The organism is Pseudacidovorax sp. NFM-22 (assembly GCF_021401245.1).
Classification (GTDB): domain Bacteria; phylum Pseudomonadota; class Gammaproteobacteria; order Burkholderiales; family Burkholderiaceae_C; genus Xenophilus.
On record NZ_JACBFY010000010.1, the window covers coordinates 42,231 to 62,017 of the forward strand.

General features: G+C 73.5%; 9 protein-coding genes. All 9 read right to left on the reverse strand.

What is annotated here, in order from left to right; all coding sequences use genetic code 11:
* Positions 1 to 24 precede the first annotated feature (24 nt).
* The 9 genes from L0984_RS26875 to L0984_RS26915 all read right to left on the reverse strand — a co-directional run bounded on the left by L0984_RS26875 (position 25) and on the right by L0984_RS26915 (position 19,787).
* Positions 25 to 804 (reverse strand): hypothetical protein, encoded by a 780-nt coding sequence (locus tag L0984_RS26875; protein WP_234197461.1) that lies wholly within the window; start codon positions 802 to 804, stop codon positions 25 to 27.
* 3 nt (positions 805 to 807) lie between these two features.
* Positions 808 to 2,454 carry a murein transglycosylase A gene (mltA, locus tag L0984_RS26880; RefSeq protein WP_234197463.1) on the reverse strand — a complete coding sequence of 549 codons (1,647 nt, stop codon included), beginning with the start codon at positions 2,452 to 2,454 and terminating at the stop codon, positions 808 to 810.
* 44 nt (positions 2,455 to 2,498) lie between these two features.
* On the reverse strand, positions 2,499 to 4,445 hold the full coding sequence (locus L0984_RS26885) for a serine/threonine-protein kinase (protein ID WP_234197464.1): 1,947 nt from the start codon (positions 4,443 to 4,445) through the stop codon (positions 2,499 to 2,501).
* The gene (tagF, locus tag L0984_RS26890; protein WP_234197466.1) at positions 4,442 to 5,140 is read right to left on the reverse strand and encodes a type VI secretion system-associated protein TagF; all 699 of its coding nucleotides are present in this window, start codon (positions 5,138 to 5,140) and stop codon (positions 4,442 to 4,444) included. Before tagF ends, L0984_RS26885 begins: the two co-directional genes overlap by 4 nt.
* Positions 5,140 to 8,748, reverse strand: a complete 3,609-nt coding sequence (tssM, locus tag L0984_RS26895; protein ID WP_234197467.1) for a type VI secretion system membrane subunit TssM — start codon at positions 8,746 to 8,748, stop codon at positions 5,140 to 5,142. The genes tagF and tssM overlap by 1 nt, the downstream gene beginning before the upstream one ends.
* Positions 8,745 to 10,067, reverse strand: coding sequence for a DotU family type VI secretion system protein (locus L0984_RS26900; protein ID WP_234197468.1), 1,323 nt, complete (start codon positions 10,065 to 10,067; stop codon positions 8,745 to 8,747). The genes tssM and L0984_RS26900 overlap by 4 nt, the downstream gene beginning before the upstream one ends.
* A gap of 156 nt (positions 10,068 to 10,223) precedes the next feature.
* The gene (gene tssK / locus L0984_RS26905; RefSeq protein WP_234197469.1) at positions 10,224 to 11,558 is read right to left on the reverse strand and encodes a type VI secretion system baseplate subunit TssK; all 1,335 of its coding nucleotides are present in this window, start codon (positions 11,556 to 11,558) and stop codon (positions 10,224 to 10,226) included.
* 937 nt (positions 11,559 to 12,495) lie between these two features.
* Positions 12,496 to 18,090 (reverse strand): two-partner secretion domain-containing protein, encoded by a 5,595-nt coding sequence (locus L0984_RS26910; RefSeq protein WP_234197470.1) that lies wholly within the window; start codon positions 18,088 to 18,090, stop codon positions 12,496 to 12,498.
* Between the two features lie 41 nt (positions 18,091 to 18,131).
* Entirely contained in the window at positions 18,132 to 19,787 is a 1,656-nt protein-coding gene (locus tag L0984_RS26915; protein ID WP_234197471.1) for a ShlB/FhaC/HecB family hemolysin secretion/activation protein, read from the reverse strand.

The window sequence follows — 19,787 nt, forward strand, 5'->3', positions numbered from 1 at the left end:
CATCCGTCCTGATGGTCTATGTCGTCAGGAGGAGGACGCCTCAGCCCCCAGGATTTCGAAAACCGCCCGGATCGCGTCCATGTTGCCGGGCTCGATGGCGATGCCCAGCGTCTGCGCGATCCAGCCGCCCAGCAGCGTGCGGCCGTAGTCCGCCGGCAGCGATTCGCGCCGGTGCACCAGGCCGAGCCGCCCGGCGCGGTAGTGGTAGGAGGCGATGGCATGGCGCGCGGCCACGCCCGACAGCGGCGCCTCGCGGCCGAAGCCTTCGCACAGCAGCAGGCGCTCGGGCTCGCCCAGGCCGGCGATGAAGCGGCGCGCGGCCTCGGCCACGCCGGCCATGCTCAGGCCATGCTCGGCCAGGCAGCCGGCGGCATCGCCCGCGGCGCCGCGGTGGCCGCGCAGGTGCGCGTCGAGCTGCTCGTCGCTCACCTCCTCGCCCAGCGAGAGCTTGCGGCGGAAGCTCGTGGCCCGGGTGCAGTCGATCAGGTAGCGGCGGAAGTAGGCGCACAGGGCGAAGGCGGTCGAAGGCGCGCTGTGCGCGGCGCGGTCGGGGACGCTGGCGGCGCCCTCCTCTTCGCCCTCCTCCGGGTCGGCGTCGAGCCGCAGCACCTTGAGGTAGATGAACTGCGCCACCAGCTCCTGCCGGCCTTCGCCCAGGGCCTTGAGCTCAGGCGGATGGCAGTCGCCCAGGGCGGTGCCGACGATGCCGTACATGCGCCCCATCTCGTGCGGCGCCAGCGTCTGCCGGCGGCGCCACAGGCGCACCAGTTCCGCGCTGTCCTCGGACGAGAGGGTGTTCTGCATGACCTACTGGTCGTCGGAGCAAGTGTCGTCGTCGGGGACGACGCAGTTGGCCAGACTGGCCCCCCGCGTGCGCACCGAACCGCCGCCCGTCGTCGCCGCCGCCACCGTCAGGCCGCGCGGCAGCAGCAGCCAGAGCTGGCCGCGCTCCTTCATGCGGCGGGCCTGGCTGGCGGCCTGGCGGCCGTTGCCGAAGAAGTAGTCGGCCCGCACCGCGCCGCGGATGGCGCCGCCCGTGTCCTGCGCGATGGTCAGGCGCTGCATGGGCGTGCCGGTGCCCGGCTGGCGCGTGGAGACGAAGACCGGAAAGCCCAGCGGCGCGCTGCGCGGATCGACCGCGATGGAGCGCCCCGGCTGCAGCGGCACGCCCAGCGCCCCCACCGGGCCGTCGGCGCTGGTGGGCACTTCCTTGAAGAAGACGTAGCTCGGGTCCTGGATGCCCGTGCCCGTGGCCGCCGCCGCCGGCGTGCGCTGGCCAGGCACGGCCACGGGGCCGCTGCGCGCCGGCAGCGCCAGCGCGAAGCCGCGGGTGCGCACGGTGCTGGTGTCGGTCTCGTCGGCGTCGTCGTCGTCCACCTCCAGCTCGACGGCCGAACCGCGGGTGCGCACGGCCGTCTTGGCCTTGCCGTTGGCCGCCTTGGCCAGCGTGGGGCGGAAGGGCTGGCCGTTCTGCTCGGCATAGCCCACGCGCACGGTCTGGCCGTCGGGCAGGCGGATGCGGCCCGAGCCCTGCACCTGCATCTCGTACAGCTCGGTGGCGCTGCGCACGAAGGCCAGCACCTTGGCATTGGGCACGCCCAGGCGCTCGATCTCGGCGCGCGTGTAGTAGGGCACCAGCTGGCGGCCGTCGGCGCGCAGGCGGGCCTTGCGGTCCACCGTGTCGCGCGTGATCTGCGACAGATCCAGCGCATACAGGCCCGGCGCGCCCATGTCGCGGGTCGACAGGCCCGTCTGCACCACCACGTTGCGGCCGTTCAGCCGCGCGGCCACGGTGCCGTTGCCGGTGGGCAGGCGGCGCGTGTCGAGGAAGAGCATGTCCTCCGGCTGCGCATAGACGGGGTAGATGAAGGGCGGCGCGTAGCTGCGGTTGCCCTCGATCTCGGGCTCGAAGTAGCCGGTGACCACGCCATCGGGCCGGCGGTCGTCGTCGCGGATCTGGTAGGCCGCGAACTCGCTTTCGTAGAAGCTGCGGATGGCCGGGTTGCTGGCGCCGTCCACCTGGCGTGCGCGCGCACACACCTGCTGCCACTGCTGGCCGCGGCGCACCAGCACCTTGCAGCTGTCGAGGAAGGCCGACCAGCTGTCGACGAAGTCGTCGCGCTGCCAGCCGGGCACCACGTCGAAGGGCGTGGCGGTGTAGGTGGCCAGCTGGGTCGAGAAGGTGCGCGCCTGGCCGGCCACGCTGCCGCCGGTGCGCGGCGGCGGGGCCGGCACGGCCACGGGCGGCGGTGCCGGCGGGGCCAGCACGATGGGCGGCTGCGGGGCCGCCACCGGCGCGGGCGGGGGCGGCGGCGGAGGGGGCGGCGTGGCACAGCCGGCCGCCAGCAGCGCCGCCAGCGTCAGCGCGGCGGTGCCGGCCAGGGATGCGGCACGGGGGCCGCCGCCAGGCGCGCGCGCCTCATGGGACGGGGGAATCGGGGCCAGGGCTTGCATGGATCACTCCTTCGGTTCACGCGCGTGGAAGACCATGAAGACGATCACTTCTCGACGATCTTGAAGCTCCCCACGCCGTAGGCGTCGGCACAGCCGGCGCTTTGCGGACAGACGGGCCGGCCCAGCAGCACGGTGGCGGCAGGGCCGGGGTTGGCGGCTTCCATCGCGACCAGGCCGGCGGCCGGGAACTGCGGGAAGACGCCTTCGTTCTTCATGCCGGCATCGCTGAAGTCGCGTTCGCGCTCGCTCACCACCACGGCGAAGTGGTTGGTGCCGGGCGGGCCGCCCGCCTCCATGGGCCAGGAGGCGCGCGGCAGGGCCAGCGTGGTGTTGGCCGTGATGCGGTTGTGGCGGTCCAGCAGGTTGGGGAAGAGCTGGAACAGCTCGCCCCCGCTGGCCAGCAGGAAGACGTAGACGAAGCCGTCGCGGTTGCTGCGCACGTCGAAGGCCAGCTTGTCCTTGCCGATGGTGACCTCGGCCTTGCGGGCGCTGGCCGTGACGTCGAAGCCCGGCGTCGCGCCCACCGACAGCGCCTGCAGCGATTCGAGCGGCGTCTTCGGCGCGACGCGTGGCGGCGGCTCGGGCGGCGCGGGCGCGGGCGCGGCGGCCGGCGCATCGGCCACCGGGGCCTGGGCCACGGTGGCGGGCGGCGGCGCCGAGGCGCCATCGCCGCGGCCGCTCCACCACAGCGCCGCACCGGCGGCGACGGCCAGGGCCGCCACGCCGCCGATCACGGGGACCAGCTTCGAGCGGGCCGGGGCGCCGTCCACTGGCGCCGGTGCGGGCGCCGGCCGGGGCGGCTGCGTGCGGCCGGCGACGGGCGTGCGCGCCACGGCAGGCGCCGCGCCGCCGGCCGGTGCGCTGCGGGTGGCGGCGATGGTGGTCGTCTCTTCCAGGCCCAGTTGCTGGCGGAACTCGGCCATGGACTGCGGCCGGCCCTCGGGCCGCACCGCCAGGCCGGCGTCCACCGCGGCCAGCACGGCCGGGCTGTAGCGCTGCAGCAGCTGTTCGTTGCCGGCCAGCGGCACGTAGCTGTCGCTCAGGATGCGCGCCACCGAGGGCGGCGGCGCCCGGCCGCAGATGGCCACGTGCATCACGGCCGCCAGGGCGTAGACGTCGGTCCACGGGCCCTGCTTCATGTCGGGCATCTCGGCGTACTGCTCCACGGGGGCGTAGCCGGGCTTGAGGATGACGGTGATGGCCTGCGTCTTGTCGCTGATCACGCGGCGCGCGGCGCCGAAGTCCAGCACCACCGGCCGGCCCGAGCCTTCGAGCAGCAGGATGTTGTCGGGCGCGATGTCGCGGTGGAAGCAGTTGGCCGCATGCATCACGGCCAGGGCCTGGCTCACGCCGTCCATCACGCGCAGCAGCCAGCCTTCGTCCACGCCGGCCGGGATGTCGGCCAGCGCCTGGCGCAGCGTGTCGCCGCGGTAGAAGGGCATCACCATGTAGGTGGTGCCGCGCTCCTGCCAGAAGCGGTAGACCTTCAGCAGCGAGGGATGGTCGAACTGCGCCAGCAGCCGGGCCTCGTTGATGAAGGAGCGCATGCCCAGGTCGAAGGTCTCGCGGTGGCGCTCCGACAGCGGCAGGATGGTGCCGTCCCCGGTGCGCGTGGCCAGCGAGGTGGGCAGGTATTCCTTGATGGCGACCACGCGTTCGAGCGTGTGGTCCCAGGCCTCGTAGACCACGCCGAAGCCGCCCTGGCCGATCAGGCGGGTGATCTCGAACTCGGCGATGGCACTGCCCGGCGGCAGGGTGCCGGCATCGCCGCCGCCCGCGGGTGCGGCGCCGGTGCCGGTGCGCGGCTGGGTGGGCGTGAGGATGCTGCCGGTGACGACGCGCGTGGCGTCGCCGGCCGGGGCGACGCCGCCCGTGATGACACGGGTCGCATCGCCTGCAGCTGCACCGGTGACCACGCGAGTGGCCTCGTCGGGGCCGGGCGCGCCGCCGCCGAAGACGCGGGTGGGTTCGTCGGGGCGGGGATCGCTCATTGCGCCGCTCCCTGCACAGCGTCTTCGGCCGGATCGTCGAAGCCGAAGAGGAGGTCGAAGCGGGCGCCCCGCGGCAGACCGGCCACGGTCAGCACCTGCGCGCCGGCGGCGCCGGCCTCCGGGTGCGTCAGCCACAGCGACTGCCCATGCGAGACCGCACCCGGACCGGCGGCGGCGCCCTGCCCCTCGCCCGCCGTGGGCGCAGCGGCGGTGGCACCGCCGGCAGCGGCCGGGGCCGTCCGGCCGCCCAGCGCCGCCAGCAGGGCGTCGACGGCGGCCGCATCCAGGTCCTGCTCCAGCGACTGCAGCGCGGCCTGCGTGGCGTCCTGCCACCAGGCGGCCACGGCCTGCCAGTCCTCCGGCTGCAGCCCGCCCTCGCGCAGGCGGCCGGCGATGGTGAAGGGAAAGTAGCGCCCCACCCCGTCCACCGACGGCATCATCACGCCGATCCATCCCTCCTCGCCGGCCACGCCGGGTGCGAGCACGAAGAACCACAGCGGGCCTTCCAGGTAGCGATCGCGCCATTCGTCCTCGTGCCGCAGGCGCAGCTGCATCAGCCCCTCCTGCAGCCAGGTGTCCCAGGCCTCGCGGAAGTCCGCCGGCAGGCGGCGGTGGGCGAAGTCGCCGATGCCCGGCAGCTTGCCGAACCAGCCCGGCAGCGCGTGCGGCTCGGCCAGGAAATGCGCCACCGCCATCACAGGCCCTCCGGACAGGAGAACTCGCGCAGCTCCTTCATCCGGATCGGATGCTGCACGCTGTTGGTCGTCACCTCGAAGCGGGCGCGCCGCGCGTCGAGCTGGAAGGTGATGAAGAACTTCTCGGGCCCGTCGCCCGAGGCCAGCTGGCCGCGGTCGAGCATCTTGAACAGCGCCCACGGCCCTTCGGTGACCTGGCCCGAGGTGCCGCCCGAGGTGGGCGGCGCGATGGTCAGGCGCACCTGGTTGGTGTTGCGCGGGCCGGGCCATTGCACGGTCATCGGCACGATGGGGCCGTGCGCGTACTTGACCACCTGGCCGTCCACGTCGAGCGAGAAGCTGGTGATGCCCGCGTCCATCTCCACCGGCCTGAAGTCCAGCCGCATGCCGGGCGTGCGACCGCCGCCGCGGAAGAACACCTGCTTGATGACGTCCGCGCGCTCGAACTGCTGCAGCGCGGCCGGCGAGATGGCGCCCTGCTCGGCGATGGGCTTGTAGCGCCACGGGCGGCGGCTGGTGTCCACCAGCTGCGCCAGCTTCTTCTGGAAGAAGTCGTCCATCAGCCCGCCGGGGCCGAACATCTGGCCGAAGTCCTCGGGCAGCACGTCGCGGTTGCTGCTCTCCACGAAGGGATAGCGGCCGGCGATGGCGCGCTGGCAGAACTCGGTGACCGGGCGCAGGTCCTGGCTCAGGTTGCCGCGCTCGGCCACGCGGGCCTGCGCGGCGCCGGTGCTGCTGAGGTTCTCGATCATCGAGCGCACCGGGTCGGGCAGCCGGCCGGCGTCGGACTTGAGCTTGCCGGCCACGTCGCCGGGCGGCGGCGCACTGCGGCTCTTGACGGCCGTGTCCACCGCCGTGAGGTAGACGTAGACCTCGTTGAAGAGCTTAAGCGCGTCGTCGATGGGCGCGGGCTGGCCCGGCGCCGCGGGCGTGACCAGGCGGCGCAGGCTCTCGAAGCGGTCGTCCACGATGGACTCGATGCTCTTGCCCACCGGCACCGCGCGCTGGGCATCGCTGCCGCTGCCGCCGAACAGTTCCTCCAGGCCTTTGCGCGTGTTGCGCACGGTCTCGGCGGCCTTGCCCACGGCGGACTTGTCGTCCTTGGCCGGCGTGAGCGTGGTCTGCTTGACCACCGCGCGCAGGAAGTTGGCCAGCGGCGAATCCACGCCCGAGACGATGCGGGCGATGTCGATGTTCTTCTCCAGCCCGCCGGCGCGGATCAGGCGCACGTCGGCCAGCAGGGCCTGCCACAGGCGTGCGTACTCCTCCAGGTAGAGGCGTCGCACGCGGTCGGTGAGCTGGCCCAGGGCCGCGGCGTCGCGGGCGCGGTCGGCGGCGCTCTTCTCCTGGCCGAGCACCCACGGGTCTTCGGCCGCGAGCTGGCCGGTGACCAGCACCACCGCATTCTGGAAGCGCTGGTGGTAGCCGTCGTAGGTGAACAGGCCGGGCACGCCCTCGGTCAGCGGCTTGCCGCTGGGCCGCTCGAACACCAGCGGCGCGGAGGGGCCGGCGGCCTGGGCGACGGTGAAGTCGGGCATGTCCTTGCCCAGGCGCTGGCGCTTGAGGCGGCTGAAGATGCGCTGCTCGGGCGGATAGCTGGCCAGCAGGCCGCGGGTGCTGCGCACCAGGTTCTCGTCCATGGGGAGCGGCGAACGCGGCGGGCCCTGGGCGATCAGCAGGTCGAGCTGGTCTTCCAGCATCTTGCGGCGCTCGGGCGGCACGCCGCGGTCCAGCGTGCGCTCCCAGTCCAGCGTGATCCAGGCCTTGAGCGCCTCGGGGTCGAAGTGCTCGGGCTGGTGGATCATGAGGTAGCTCTTGAGCGCCTCGTACAGGTACTCCAGGTTGTCGCGCGGGGCGCTGCGCAGCTGGTCCTCGATGCGGCGCGCCAGCTGCGGCAGGAAGGCCTCGTTGAGCGCACGCTGGTGCGCGGCCAGGGCCGCGGCATCCATCTTGTCGCCCTGGTAGAGGCCCAGCGTCATCAGGAAGGGCGTGTCGCCCTCGCGGTTGACCGGCGTGCGCCACACGTCGCGCAGGTTGCCCAGCACGGGCGCCATGTCGATGGGGCTGCTGGCCTGCGTGGGCAGCGTGGCCAGCGACTGGCGGGTGGGCTCCAGCTTGGCCTCGACCGACTTCAGGTACTCGGCATTGCGCCAGGCCGACCAGCCCCAGCCGGCCAGCAGGGCCAGCGTGACCAGGCCCATGGCCGAGACGCCGGCCAGGCGCAGCAGGTGGCGCTTGCGCTCCAGCTTGACGTCGGCACCGGCCAGGCGCTGCTCGGGGAACACCACGTCCTTGAGCAGCGTGGTGAGGAAGTAGCTGCGCCCGCTGGACTTCTGCGGCGCCAGGATGGCGCGCTCGATGCCGAAGCTGCGCGCCAGGCTGCCCATCACGCGGTCGATGGGGCTGCCTTCCTGCGTGCCGCTGGTGAAGTACACGCCGCGCACCCACGGCGGCTGCGCGAAGCGCGAGCCGGTGAAGACCTGGTCCAGCAGGTCGGCCAGCAGCGGCCCCACGGTGGCGAACTGCGCCGGAAAGCCGAAGATGGCGCCGCGGCGGGTGCCGTCGGTCTCCTGCTGCATGCGCTCGACCAGGCCGTTGTTGACGCGCTCGTGCAGCAGCGAGAACTCGCGCTGGAAGGGCTGCAGCAGGCCATGCTCGGCCAGGTGGCTGCCTTCGTCGGGGCCCAGCGTGAAGCCGAAGACCTGCGCCCGCTGCTCCTTGCCCAGGTCGGCGAAGTACTCGGTGAAGCCGTAGAGCAGGTCGCTCTTGGTCACCAGCACGTACACCGGCAGGCGGGTGGTCAGGCGCTCGTCCAGCTCCAGCAGGCGCGCGCGCATCGAGGCGGCGAGTGCGCTGCGCGCCTCCAGGCCCTGGCCCAGCAGATCGGCCACGCTCACGGTGAGGAACACACCGTTGAGCGGCCGGCGCGGGCGGGCCTTCTTCAGCAGGTTGAGGAAGCCGTCCCAGGCGCTCTTGTCCTCGGCGGCATGGCTGTCCTGCGTGGTGTAGCGGCCGGCGGTGTCGATCAGCACCGCCTCGTCGGTGAACCACCAGTCGCAGTTGCGGGTGCCGCCCACGCCGCGGATGGCGCCGGCGCCGAACTTCTCGGCCAGCGGGAACGAGAGACCCGAATTGACCAGCGCCGTGGTCTTGCCCGAACCCGGCGCGCCGATGAAGACGTACCAGGGCAGGTCGTAGAGGTAGCTGCCGCCCGACAGCGACAGCCAGTCGCGCCAGCCGGGCTTCTTGCCGGCGGCCGTCAGGCGCATCTTCTTGAGCGTGGCGATGGCCTCGCCGAAGCGATCGGCCAGCACCTGCTGCTCGCCGTTGCCGGGGGCGTCGGCCTTGGCGGCGGCCGGCGCCTTCATCAGGCCGTCGGTCAGCGCGCGGCTCGCACGGCGCACCCGCCAGCGGCGGATGGCCAGGCGCAGCAGCACCAGCAGGACGATGACGCCGATGAGGACGGCGCGCGCCAGTTCGCTTTCGAGCGGCACCAGCGCACCGATCTTGATCAGCGGGCCGATCCACCAGATCAGCAGGCCCAGGATGGCCAGGGCCACCACGGTGAGCAGCACCGGGTGGAAGATGATGCGGAAGACGGCCTTCATTTCGCCACTCCTTCGGGCGGAGCGAGCAGCACGATGTCCACGCGACGGTTGCGCGCCCGGTTGGCGGGCGTGTCGTTGGGCGCCACGGGTTCGGCGTCGGCCTTGCCCTCGGCCTTCATGCGGGCGGGGTCGACCAACGGGGCGAGCGCATTGCGCACGGCCTCGGCCCGCGCGGTGGACAGGTGCCAGTTGGAGGGATAGCGCAGCGAGCGGATCGGCTGGCTGTCGGAATGGCCGGTGATCAGCACCTCGCCCTTGACCTCAGCCAGGGCCTGGCCGATGCGCACCAGCACCGGCATGGCCTGCGCCATGGGCTCGGCACTGCCGGAGCCGAAGAAGGCATCGCCGCGCAGGCGCACCGTGCTGCGGTCGGCCTCGTCGGTGACGGTCACCAGGCCCTGCTTGACCTCGGCCTCCAGGAAGCGCGCGAGCCGCGGCGACTTGGCGGGCACGGGCGCGGGCGGCGGCACGAGCTGGGTGTTGGGCAGGCGCAGGCCCGCCACGCGCGACCAAGTGGTGTCGGACAGGTTGCCCAGCCACAGCCGCAGGCCGAACCACACCAGCGCCAGCAGCAGCAGAAAGCCCGCGCCCACCACCCACAGCGGCACCGATTCGCGCAGCCGCGCGCTGCCGCCGCCGGCGCCCTGCCAGTGCGGCGACAGGGCCGGCTCCAGCGGCGGGCGGTCCTTGCGGATCAGGTCGGCCAGGCGCTGGCGCACCGAGTCGAGCTGGGCGCGGCCGTTGTCGACCACGCGGTAGCGGCCCTCGAAGCCGAGGGCCAGCACGCAGTAGATGAGTTCGAGCAGCGGGCGGTGCGTGGGCACGTCCTGCGCCAGGCGGGCCAGCAGCTGGAAGACCTTCTCGCCGCCCCAGGTCTCGTTGTGGAACTGCACCAGCAGGCTCTGCTTGTTCCAGCCGCCCGACACGCCCCAGGGCGTGTTGGCCACGGCCTCGTCGAGCGCGGTGCACAGCACGTAGCGGGCGGCCAGCACGGTCTCGTTGCTGGCGCCGGCGCGGCGCGCATCGGCCTCGAACTGCTGCACCGCCTGCGCGGCCGAGGCGCGCAGCGCGCCCACGTCGGGCGGCTGCACCAGGTTGCGCAGCTTGCCCATCAGCACCAGCAGCCGGCCGGCGGCCGACACCAGCGGGTTGAGCAGGCCCAGGTCGCCCAGCTCGGTGGGCAGCGGCTCGGCACCGGGCGAGGAAGGCGGCGGCATCATCGGCGGCGGCGCATTGCCGCCCGCACCGGGCGTGCGCGGCTTGGGCTTGATGACGGTGCGTTCGGACTCGAAGGCCGCGAAGGGATCAGGCGTGCTCACGAGAGCCTCCAAAGAGCGCGAAGGCGAGGCATCGCCCATTGCGCTGGGGTCGCTTGGCGGGGGGGCACCGCGGAACTGGCTCCGCCAGGCCGCCGGTGCCGCTCCCCCTGGGGGAGGATTCGGCTACGCGAAGCGAGCAAGAAACGAGGGGGGGGTTCATCTCACCGCCCAGAAGGCCAGGTCGAGGCCGGGGAAGTCGCCCGCGATGTGCATCGCCATGCCGCCCGAGGCCTCCAGCTGGCGCCACAGGTCGCTGCCCTTGGTCTCCAGCTCGAAGTAGTTGGCGCCGGCATGGAAGGGGATCTGCCGCGGCGCGACCGGCAGCGGCGTGAGGGCCACACCCGGCAGCTGCAGGTTGACCAGGTCGCGGATGCGCTCGACCGGACCGATCTTGACCTGCGTGGGAAAGCGCGCCCGCAGCGCATCGCCGGGCAGTTGCGACTGCACGGCCAGCACGAAGGTGGCGCTGCGCTGCAGCTCCACGTCGGGAATCAGCGCCACGCGCACGCCGTGCTTGCGGTCGTGCAGCTCGATGCGGATGGCCGACTGCTCCAGCACCATCGACAGGCTGCGGCGCAGGTCGTCCATCAGCGGGCGGAAGCTGGCCTCCAGGTCGTCGTGCACATAGGGGGGCAGGCGCAGCGCGCGGCGGCTGTCGCGGAAGGTGCCCAGGTCGCCGGCCAGTTCCAGCGCCTGCTCGTAGAAGCGCAGCGGATGCAGCAGCGGCCCGCGGGCGAAGTGCGCGAACACCGGCTCGTGGCGGTTGACGGTCTGCAGCAGCATGAAGTCGGCGATCTCGGCCACGCCGCCGGTGCCGCCCTGGGTCATGCGACCGGCCAGGGCATCGGCGCGCTGGCGCAGCAGGCCCAGCAGCTCGTCCACCCAGCCGCGGATGACGGCATGGGCCGCCACGTCCAGCAGGGGCGGCACCCAGCCGCGGTGCAGCGAGAGCTGGTTGTCGGTGCGGCGCTCGACGACGCGGGCGACCGAGAGCGTGGTCCACGCATCGGTGGCCTCGCCGGCGCGCATCAGGCGGGTGTGCAGGGCGCCCAGTTGCAGCAGCGCGGTGCGCTCGCCGGCGGTGTTGGCGTCGGGCACCTCGGACTCGAGCACGCGGTGGCGCACCAGGTCGTCCTCGTCGCCGCTCTCGGCATTGGATTCGCGGGCGCCCGCGCGGCGCACGGGCAGGGCCAGCACGATGGCCTCGTCGCGCAGCGAAGGCGGCACGTCGATGGGCTCGGGCAGGGGGTCGACGGCCGGCATGTCGAAGGGCGTGCCGTCGGCGAAGACGCCCACGGCGCGGGTGAGCGCGAGCTTGCCGAGGGAGAGTGCCGCGGCGTCGATGTCGAGGGCCGCGAAGCCCCAGCCGCAGGGCGCCGTGCCGCGCAGCAGCAGGTGGCGCGCATGGTCTGCGTGGCGCTCGGCCTGTTGCAGGTGCTGCGGCTGCAGCAGCATGCCTTCGCTCCAGACCACTTTCGATCGCCAACTCATCGCGCGCACGCTCCTTCCAAACGACAGGGCTGCACCGCCCGGGCTTCTTTCTTCATCCCGGGCCGGGACGCGGGCGGGGCGCTCGGAACCTCGATGCGGCAAGCGAGGTGCAGTGTCCCGGGGGCGCCGGGCGCGGCAAATCCATCGGACGGAATAGGCGGGGGGCGGGACTCGTCCGAAGGGCCTAGTACGCCGGGGCGCTTGTGGGGGGCGCGGGGTTCGTCGGTCGGTTTGGTCTGGGCGGTTGGGCGGTTGGGCGGTTGGGCGGTTGGGCGGTTGGGCGGTTGGGCGGTTGGGCGGTTGGGGTACTAACCCGGCAGAGGGCGCCGGCATGCGCGCTCCCGGTGCACGCTCGCGCCGACCGGCTTGCCTCACTGCACGGGTGCCCGCTCTCCACCGACGTGCTTTGGGCACTGCACGGCGCCGCGAATGGCACCTCCGCACGCACACCGGCACCCTCCGCCTGGACGTTGCGCCCGAACGGCCGGGTTCGACCGCCCGGGACCCTTGGTACTTGCCCAGCGCCGCGCTGGACGGCCTCGGGACCGGGAACCTTGACTCCCCTCTCCCCTCGCGGGAGAGGGGCTGGGGGAGAGGGGGTGCCTCACCACGGGCTTGCCGGTCGTTGATGCCGTCGCCCCCCTCTCCCCAACCCTCTCCCGCGAGGGGAGAGGGAGTCCATGCAGACGCGGCGTCACCACCTGGGGGTTCGCGCGCAGCGTCCAGGCGGAGGGTGCCGGTGTGCGTGCGGAGGTGCCATTCGCGGCGCCGTGCAGTGCCCAAAGCACGTCGGTGGAGAGCGAGCACGCATCTGGCGGGGCAAGCCGGTCAGCGCGAGCGTGCACCGGGAGCGCGCATGCCGGCACCCTCTGCCGGGTTAGTACCCCGTCAGCCAGAACCGGCCGATGACCCCGAAAGCCAGAGCCGGCCGATGCCCTCAGAAGTCCGAACACCCGTTCTTCCGCTCCGTGTCCACGCAGCTCGTCAGCTGCGGCCGTGACCGCACCCGCGTCCATTCGCGGGCCAGCACGTCGTCGCCCTGCTGCGCCGTGCGGCTGCCGCCCAGCGGGCCGGTGGCGTAGCAGATGGGCGGGCCGCCGATGTTGCGGTCGAAGGTGTAGGTGTTGACGTCCTCGCGGATGACGTCGGCCGGCGCCACCTTCGGCGGACTGAACACCGCCGGCGCCGGCGCGGGCGAAGGTGGGGGCGGCGGGGGCGGGGGCGGCACCGGGGCCGGCGTCACGCTCAACCGGCCCGGCACCACGTTCAGCAGGTAGCCCTCCGCCGAGACGAAGCTGCCGTTGATGGCATACACGCCCACCGGGCTGCCGGCATTGGCGTTGGTGCCCACCGTGCCGGTGATGCCGGCGCCCGTGTCGCCCAGGATCAGCCCGGCGATGCCGTAGCCGAAGGCCGGGTTGGCCTGGCCCTGCTGCCGGCTCGCGTCGGCGATGGTGATGGTGGCGGTGGGCCGCGCCGTGTAGATGAAGCGGTTGCCCGAGGTCGGGAAGGCCGGCACGCAGGCGCCCGCATAGGTGCAGCCGTACAGGTTGGGAATGGGCGAGGTGCCGGCCAGGCCACCGCGCGTCTCGCCCACCCAGGTGGCCGCCCAGATGCGCCACGGGCCGCTGATGCCGCCGCCGCCGACGTTCTGGAAGGTGTTGCCGGCCACGAGGTCGGTGCCCGCCGTGCTGGCGACCGAGGTGTCCAGCAGCAGGTCGCCCGTGGTGGCCCGCACCAGCACGTCGCTGCCGCTCAGGGTGCCGCTGGTCTCGGCCTGCACGGCATTGGCCGCCGCGTCGAAGCCGGAGGCCGTGACGCTGCCGACGCGCAGCGTGTTCACGTCCACGTAGCGGAAGCTGCCCGCGGCACTGCCGCCCAGCGTGCTGGCCGCCACGTCGTTGGCGGCCTGGTCCAGCAGCACGTTGCCGCGGGTCGAGCGCGCCAGCAGCGTGGGCGCGCTGATGCCCCCCGCCGCCGTCTGCGTGATGTCGCCCGTGGCCAGCAGGCCCAGCGTGCCGCCGACGGTCAGCGGCGCCTGCAGTGCGATGCTGCCTGCGTTGTCGGCCTGCAGCGTGAGGTTGCCCGCGGCGCCGAGCGCACCGGCCACGGTGATGGCGCCAGCCTGTGCGTTGCTGCCCACCACCACCGTCGGCGCGGACAGCCGCGCCCATTCGGCGGCGGAGACCGCAAAGCCGTTGGCGCTGGTGCCGCCCAGCGCGATGGCGTCGGTGCCGCGCTCGGTGCCGGTGGCGGCATAGCTGTCGGGGGTGCCCGTGAGGGTCACGGCGCCCGGCCGCAGGTTGAGCACCGTGCCGGCGCTGACCTGGCTGCCATTGCCCAGCACCAGCGCATCGGCCGTGCCCGCGGCGCCGGCGCGCAGCACCACCTGGCCGGTGGACTGGATGCGCCCCGCGGGCGAGGGCACGCTGATGCCGCCGGCATCGACGATGCGGATGCCGGCGCCGCCGTCGTTGCGCGACTCTCCGGTCACCGTGACGCTGCCGCCGCCGGTGCTGCCGACCTGCGCCTGGTTGCCCAGCCACACGCCGTCGCCGCCGGTGGCCGCGCCCCCCGCCAGCCGCAGGCCGGTGATGTCGATGCTGCCGCTGCCGGTCTCCACCATCGGCAGCGAGCCCGCGCCGCCGAACTGGGCGCCGATGGCCACGCCATGCCCGGGCGCATTGCCGCTGTTGGCCGCATAGCTGCCCACGCCCGTGATGCGCACATTGCCGCTGGTGGTGTGGATGCCCGCGGTGGCCGTGTTGGCGGTGAGCTGCACGCCGGTGCCCAGCGTGCTGGTGCCGAGGAGGTCGACGTTGCCGGTCGACGTCGCGATGCGCGCCCCCGCCAGGTTGACGGCCGCGGTCACGAAGTTGCCGGTCGAGGTGGTGTCGGTGCGCCCCGTCAGCTGCACGCTGCCGCCGGCCTGCGCGTCGCTGCCGCCCGTGTAGACGCCCGGCGAGGTGAGCGCATTGCCGCCGCGGGTGTCGACCACGGCCGTGCCGCCCAGGCTGATGCTGGTGGCGCCGTTGGAGTCGTTGGCCCAGGCGCCGTTCATGACGACGTTGCCGCCGTTGGTGTAGATCTGGCCGTCCCAGCTCACCTGGCCGCCGCCCACGGCCGCGCTGCCCGTCGTCGCCGCGGCATTGAACACCACGTTCAGCGGCCCGCCCGTGCCGTACGAGGCGATGCTCGCGCCCGCATTCGAGCGCACGCTGCGGTTGGCGTTGAGCGTGAAGGTGCGCGCGCCGGTGCCCGCGTAGGCGATCTGCGCCGCGTCCAGGAAGATGTCGCCCTGGTCGGCGGCACCGCCCGTGCCCGTCCCGATGGTCACGTTGGAGCGCAGCAGCGCGTTGTTGATGTCGCCGTCCTGGATGGTTGAGGTGGCCACCGCGTCGTAAGGGTTGGCCGGCAGGCTGCCGCTGGCATTGCCGTTGACGATGGTGATGTCGAAGGGGTCGACCGTCCACGTGCCCGCATTGCCGGCACCGGCCCCGGCATTCACGCGGATGCCGGTGAGGTCGAAGCCGGCGCCCGAGGTCTCGATGCTGCCGCCGTTGCCGCCCGACGCGCCGCCCTGCGCCGACAGGCTGCCGTGGGCCCGCAGCGTGCGGCCGCCCAGCAGCTGGATCTGCCCGCCGTTGCCCGTGGCCGCGTTGGCGTCGGCGCGCAGCACCGCGTCGTTGGCCATGGCGACGGCGTTGGTGCCCTTGACCACGATGCTGCCGCCCTGCCCCGCGCCGCTCGCGTCCATGAAGGTGGCGCCGGGATCGGCCTGCGGGTTCTGCAGCAGCACGTTGTTGGCCTCGATGACGATGCTGCCGCCCGTGCCCGTGGTGCTGGAGACATCGACCAGCGCATCGAGCCGCGGCCCGGCCAGCGCGACCGTGGTGGCGTCGGTGCCCAGGCGCACGGCGCCGCTGCCGCCCTGCAGGTTGACGGTGCCGCCTTCGGCCCGCAGGCCGCCGCCCACCGCGCCGCCGATGTCGATGGCCCGCGCCGAGGCGCCTTCGACGATGGAGATCGCGCCCGTGGTGCCGTCGCGCACGGCCGAGAAGCCGCCGCTGCCGGCGGTGCCCGTCACGTCGATGCGCGCACCCGTGCCTGCCGTCACCTGGCTGGACACCATCTGCACCCCTTGCGATGCCTGGGCGGTGCTGAGGAAGCCGGTGAATTCGTTGTCGCCCCGCATGCCGTCGAGGTTGGCGCCGGTGCCCTGCAGCGTCACGTTGCCCTGGGCCTGCACGGCCGCGCCGCTGAGCAGCACGCCCGCCGTGTTGCCGATGCTGCCGCCCGGCTGCGCGTCGGTCCAGCTGCTGGCCACGCCGGTGAGCGCCGCCGCACCGCCCGAGGTGAGCGTGGATGCCCCGTCCACCCGCACGCCGCTCGCGCCCACGCCGCTGGTGCCCGTGACGGCCAGGCCGCCCGTGCCGGCCTGCACCGTGCTGCCGGCCGTCACCAGCACGCCCTCGCTGGCGGTGTAGGAGCCGCTGGTGGCCCAGCTGCGCCCCTGGCCGGCCAGGCTGAGCTGGCCGCTGCCGCTGGTCAGCACCTGGCTGTTGCCGATGTAGACGCCCGCGCGCCAGCGGTCGCTGGCGGTGCCGCCGTCCGAATAGCCGCCGCCCACGGCGCGGCCATTGGCCGCATCGCCCTGGCCGAAGAAGCGCACGTTGCCGCCATTGGCGTCGATGCGCGCGCCGTCCAGGCGGATCGCGCCCGCCCAGGCGGTGTCGTAGTCGGGAAAGGGCCGGATCGTGCCCGCGGTGGCCAGGGCCGCGCCGGTCGAGTCGGCATTGAAGTCCACGTTCAGCGCCCCTTCGGTGGCGGTGATCGCGCTGCCCGGCCCCATGTCGATGCTGCCGGCCGAGTCGATGCGCAGCGTGGTGGTCGGGCCGCCCGTCTTGATGACCTGCGCGGCGCTGGCCGGCGTGTCGCCCTGCTGGAAGACCACGCCGCGGCCATCGCCGGTGGCGGCGCTGGACAGGGTGACATCGGTGCCGCTGCTGAGCGCCCGGCCCAGCGATGCGGCGCCCACCCGGCCACCTTCCGTGGCCGACAGGGCCGAGTCGTAGGCCACGTCGCCGGCCAGCACCTGCACCGCATCGCCCACCGCCAGCGTCAGCCGGCCGTTGGCGCCGCCGTCGCTGCCGCCCCCGGCATCCACGCCGGCCGGGCTGGCCACCATGCCGTCGGCGCTGACCGAGATGCTGCCGCCGGCACCGTTGCCCGCGCCACGGGCCCGCAGCGTGCCGGCCAGCTGCACGGTGGTGCGCGGGACCTCGGGCGAGGGCGCCGCCTCGCCCGGCAGCGTCACCGCCTGGGCCGAGCCGATCACGATGCTGCCGCCCGGCCCGCTGCCGGTGGCGCTCGCATCGATGGTGGCCGTGGGCGCCACGCCCACGTAGGTGCCCGCGAGGGTGACGGTGCCGCCGCCCGCGGCGCCGCGCGCGTCCAGCCGCGCGGCCGGGGCCTCGGCCGCGACGGAAGGCACGGCGGGCGGGGGAACGTCGGCCAGCACCACCTGGCCGCCGGCCAGCGTGATGCTGCCGCCCTTGCGGCCGGCCTCGATGCCGCTTGCATCGACCGTGCCGCCCGTGACCTCCAGCGCATTGGTGCGGCCGGCACCCAGCACGATCTCGCCGTTGCGCGATTCGAGGCTGCGGGCCTGCACCACGCCCGTGTTGCTCACCACCAGCTGGCCGGTGGTGGTCGAGCTGCCCAGCATCAGCGCCCGGCCGCCGTCGGCCTGCAGCACGCCGGCATTGGCGGCCGAGGCGTTGGTGGCCAGCGCGTCGGCATTGATGACCACATTGGTCAGGCCGTCGCCCGCGAAGTCCAGCGACACCTTGCGGCCCGACACCAGGCCGGCCGTGCCGCCCGGCGCATTGATCGTGCCGCCGGCCGCATTGGTGGCGCCGGCGCCGATCAGCAGCACGGTGCCGCCGGCGGTCGCCACGATCTGGCCGCGGTTGACCACGGTGGCGGCGTTGTCGTCCGCGCGCTCGAAGACCAGCACCTCGCCCGGGCCCAGCGGCGTGTTCTCGCGCCCGCTGGGCATGAAGCTGGCATCCGGGATGTCCAGCGTGGTGGCCACCAGCCCGCCCACGTTGACCTGCGCCGTGCCCGAGAACAGAACGCCCGAGGGATTGACCAGGAACACGCGCCCGTTGGCGCTGAGCTGGCCGGCGATCTCCGACGGATTGCCGCCGGTCACGCGGTTGAGCAGCACCGAGGCCGCCGTGGGCTGCACGATGTTGACGGCCGCGGCCGAGCCGATGGAAAAGCTCGTCCATTGCGCGATGGCGCGGGCCTGGCTCTGCGTCAGCGTCATCGTGCCGGCGGCCGGGTTCTGCGCCGTGATGGCGACGCCGCGCAGCGAACCGGCGCCCGGCGCGATCACCGGCAGCGTCAGCGGTGCGAGCTGGGCGATGGCCGAGCCGGCGCCCATGCACAGGAGCGACAGCGCCAGGGGCCGCAGGCGCCAGTGGCGTGCCGCGGCGGCGGAAGAGGAAGGGGGACGGGTGCTCATCGCGAGGCCTCGTGAGTGAAAGCGCCGGGTGCCGCGGCCGGTCAGAAGGATTTCTGCAGCTGCACGTACAGCCGCGGATTGCGACCGCCGCCGTCGGTGACGGCCGCAGGCGTGCCGGCGCGCCAGGCCAGCGAGGCATTGATCGAGAAGTTGCCGGCGCGCACCCACTGCAGGCCGATGCCGGCGCCGCGCAGGCTGCGGCTTTGGGGCGTGGTGTCGAACAGGCCCGGGGTCTTCTGCGGCCGGCCGCGGGCCGCGTCGTAGAACACGTAGGGCGTCAGCTCCGAGGTGGCCGACCAGCGCCATTCGACGGTGCCGATCAGGCCCTGGTCCACCAGCACCTCGCCCGAGGGATAGGCCCGCACGGCACGCGCGCCGCCCAGGCTCAGCTTCTCGGAGGCGTCGAGGTTCTTGCTGGCCCACTGACCCCCCAGGGCCAGGTAGAGCGAATGCTCCGGCAGCACCGACTGCAGGCGCGAGACCTGGAAGGTGAGCTTGGAGAAGCTGCCCTCGGTGCGCGGCCCGCCCAGGGCCTGGTCGGCCGCCAGCAGGCTGGGCTCGCGGATCGACAGGCTGCCGCGGTAGGCCGTGCCCGAGCTGGCCCAGTAGCCGCCGCCCAGCCAGTCGTCGCGCAGCTCCCAGGTCCAGCCCAGGCCCAGGCCGTGCACCCGCTTGCGCCCCTCGAAGGCCAGCGTGGTGTATTCGTCCGTCAGCCGCTTGGTGTCCACCGATAGCCGCACGAAGAGGTTCTGCCGCCGCTGGCGGATCACCGGGTAGAAGAGCGAAATGTCGGCCACGTCGGCCTTGCCCTGCGCGCCCAGCACCGCGAACTCGCCGTCGAGCTGGTAGTTGATGCGCGCCAGCCCCGCGCCCAGGCGCAGGCCGCTGGTGCCCAGCGGCAGTTCGTAGGCGATGCGGCCCAGCTGCAGCGCGTCGTTGTTCGACACCATGGCCCGCAGGTCCAGGTTGTCGCCGATGCCCAGCGGGCTGTTCCAGCGCAGCGAGCCCCCCACGCGGTAGCGGCCCGATTCCTGGGTGCCGTGGTTGTCCGCATCCGCGCTGAAGGCAAGGCGCGAGCCGGGGTTCACCTCGACCGTCAGGTCGGTGGTGCCGGGCTGGCTGCCTTCCTGCAGGCCCGAGCCGACGGCGATGCCGGGCTGGTCGGACAGCAGCAGCATGGCGCGCTCGTAGGCCGGCGCGCTCACCGCCGCACCGGGCTGCAGCGCGGCCAGGAAGCCGCGCACCCGCGCCTCGCTGGTGGGCGCCTCGGGCGCCACCTGCACGTCCACCTTGCCGATGCGGCCTTCGGCGATGCTGATCTCCACCACGCCGTTCTGCACCGTCTGCACCGGCACCACCGCCTGGGCCAGGAAGTAGCCGCGGGCGTGGTAGCGGTCGGTGATGGCCTGGGCCAGCTTCTCCAGGTCGGCCAGCGTGACGTCGCGGCCGATGTAGGGGCCGGTGATCTCCCTCAGCTCCTCGGCCGACAGGGCCTCGGCGCCCGTGAGGCGCAGGTCGTTCAGGCGGAAGGAGACGGCCGGCGCGGCGGGCGCCGCGGGCAGGGCCTGCGCACCGGGCGCGGCGCAACTGGTGCACGGCGGCTGCACGGGCACCAGCTGCTGCTGCGCCAGCGCGGGCGCCATGGCCGTCAACGCAGCGGCCAGTGCCGTTGCACGGATCGCGGGGGATGAGGTCAT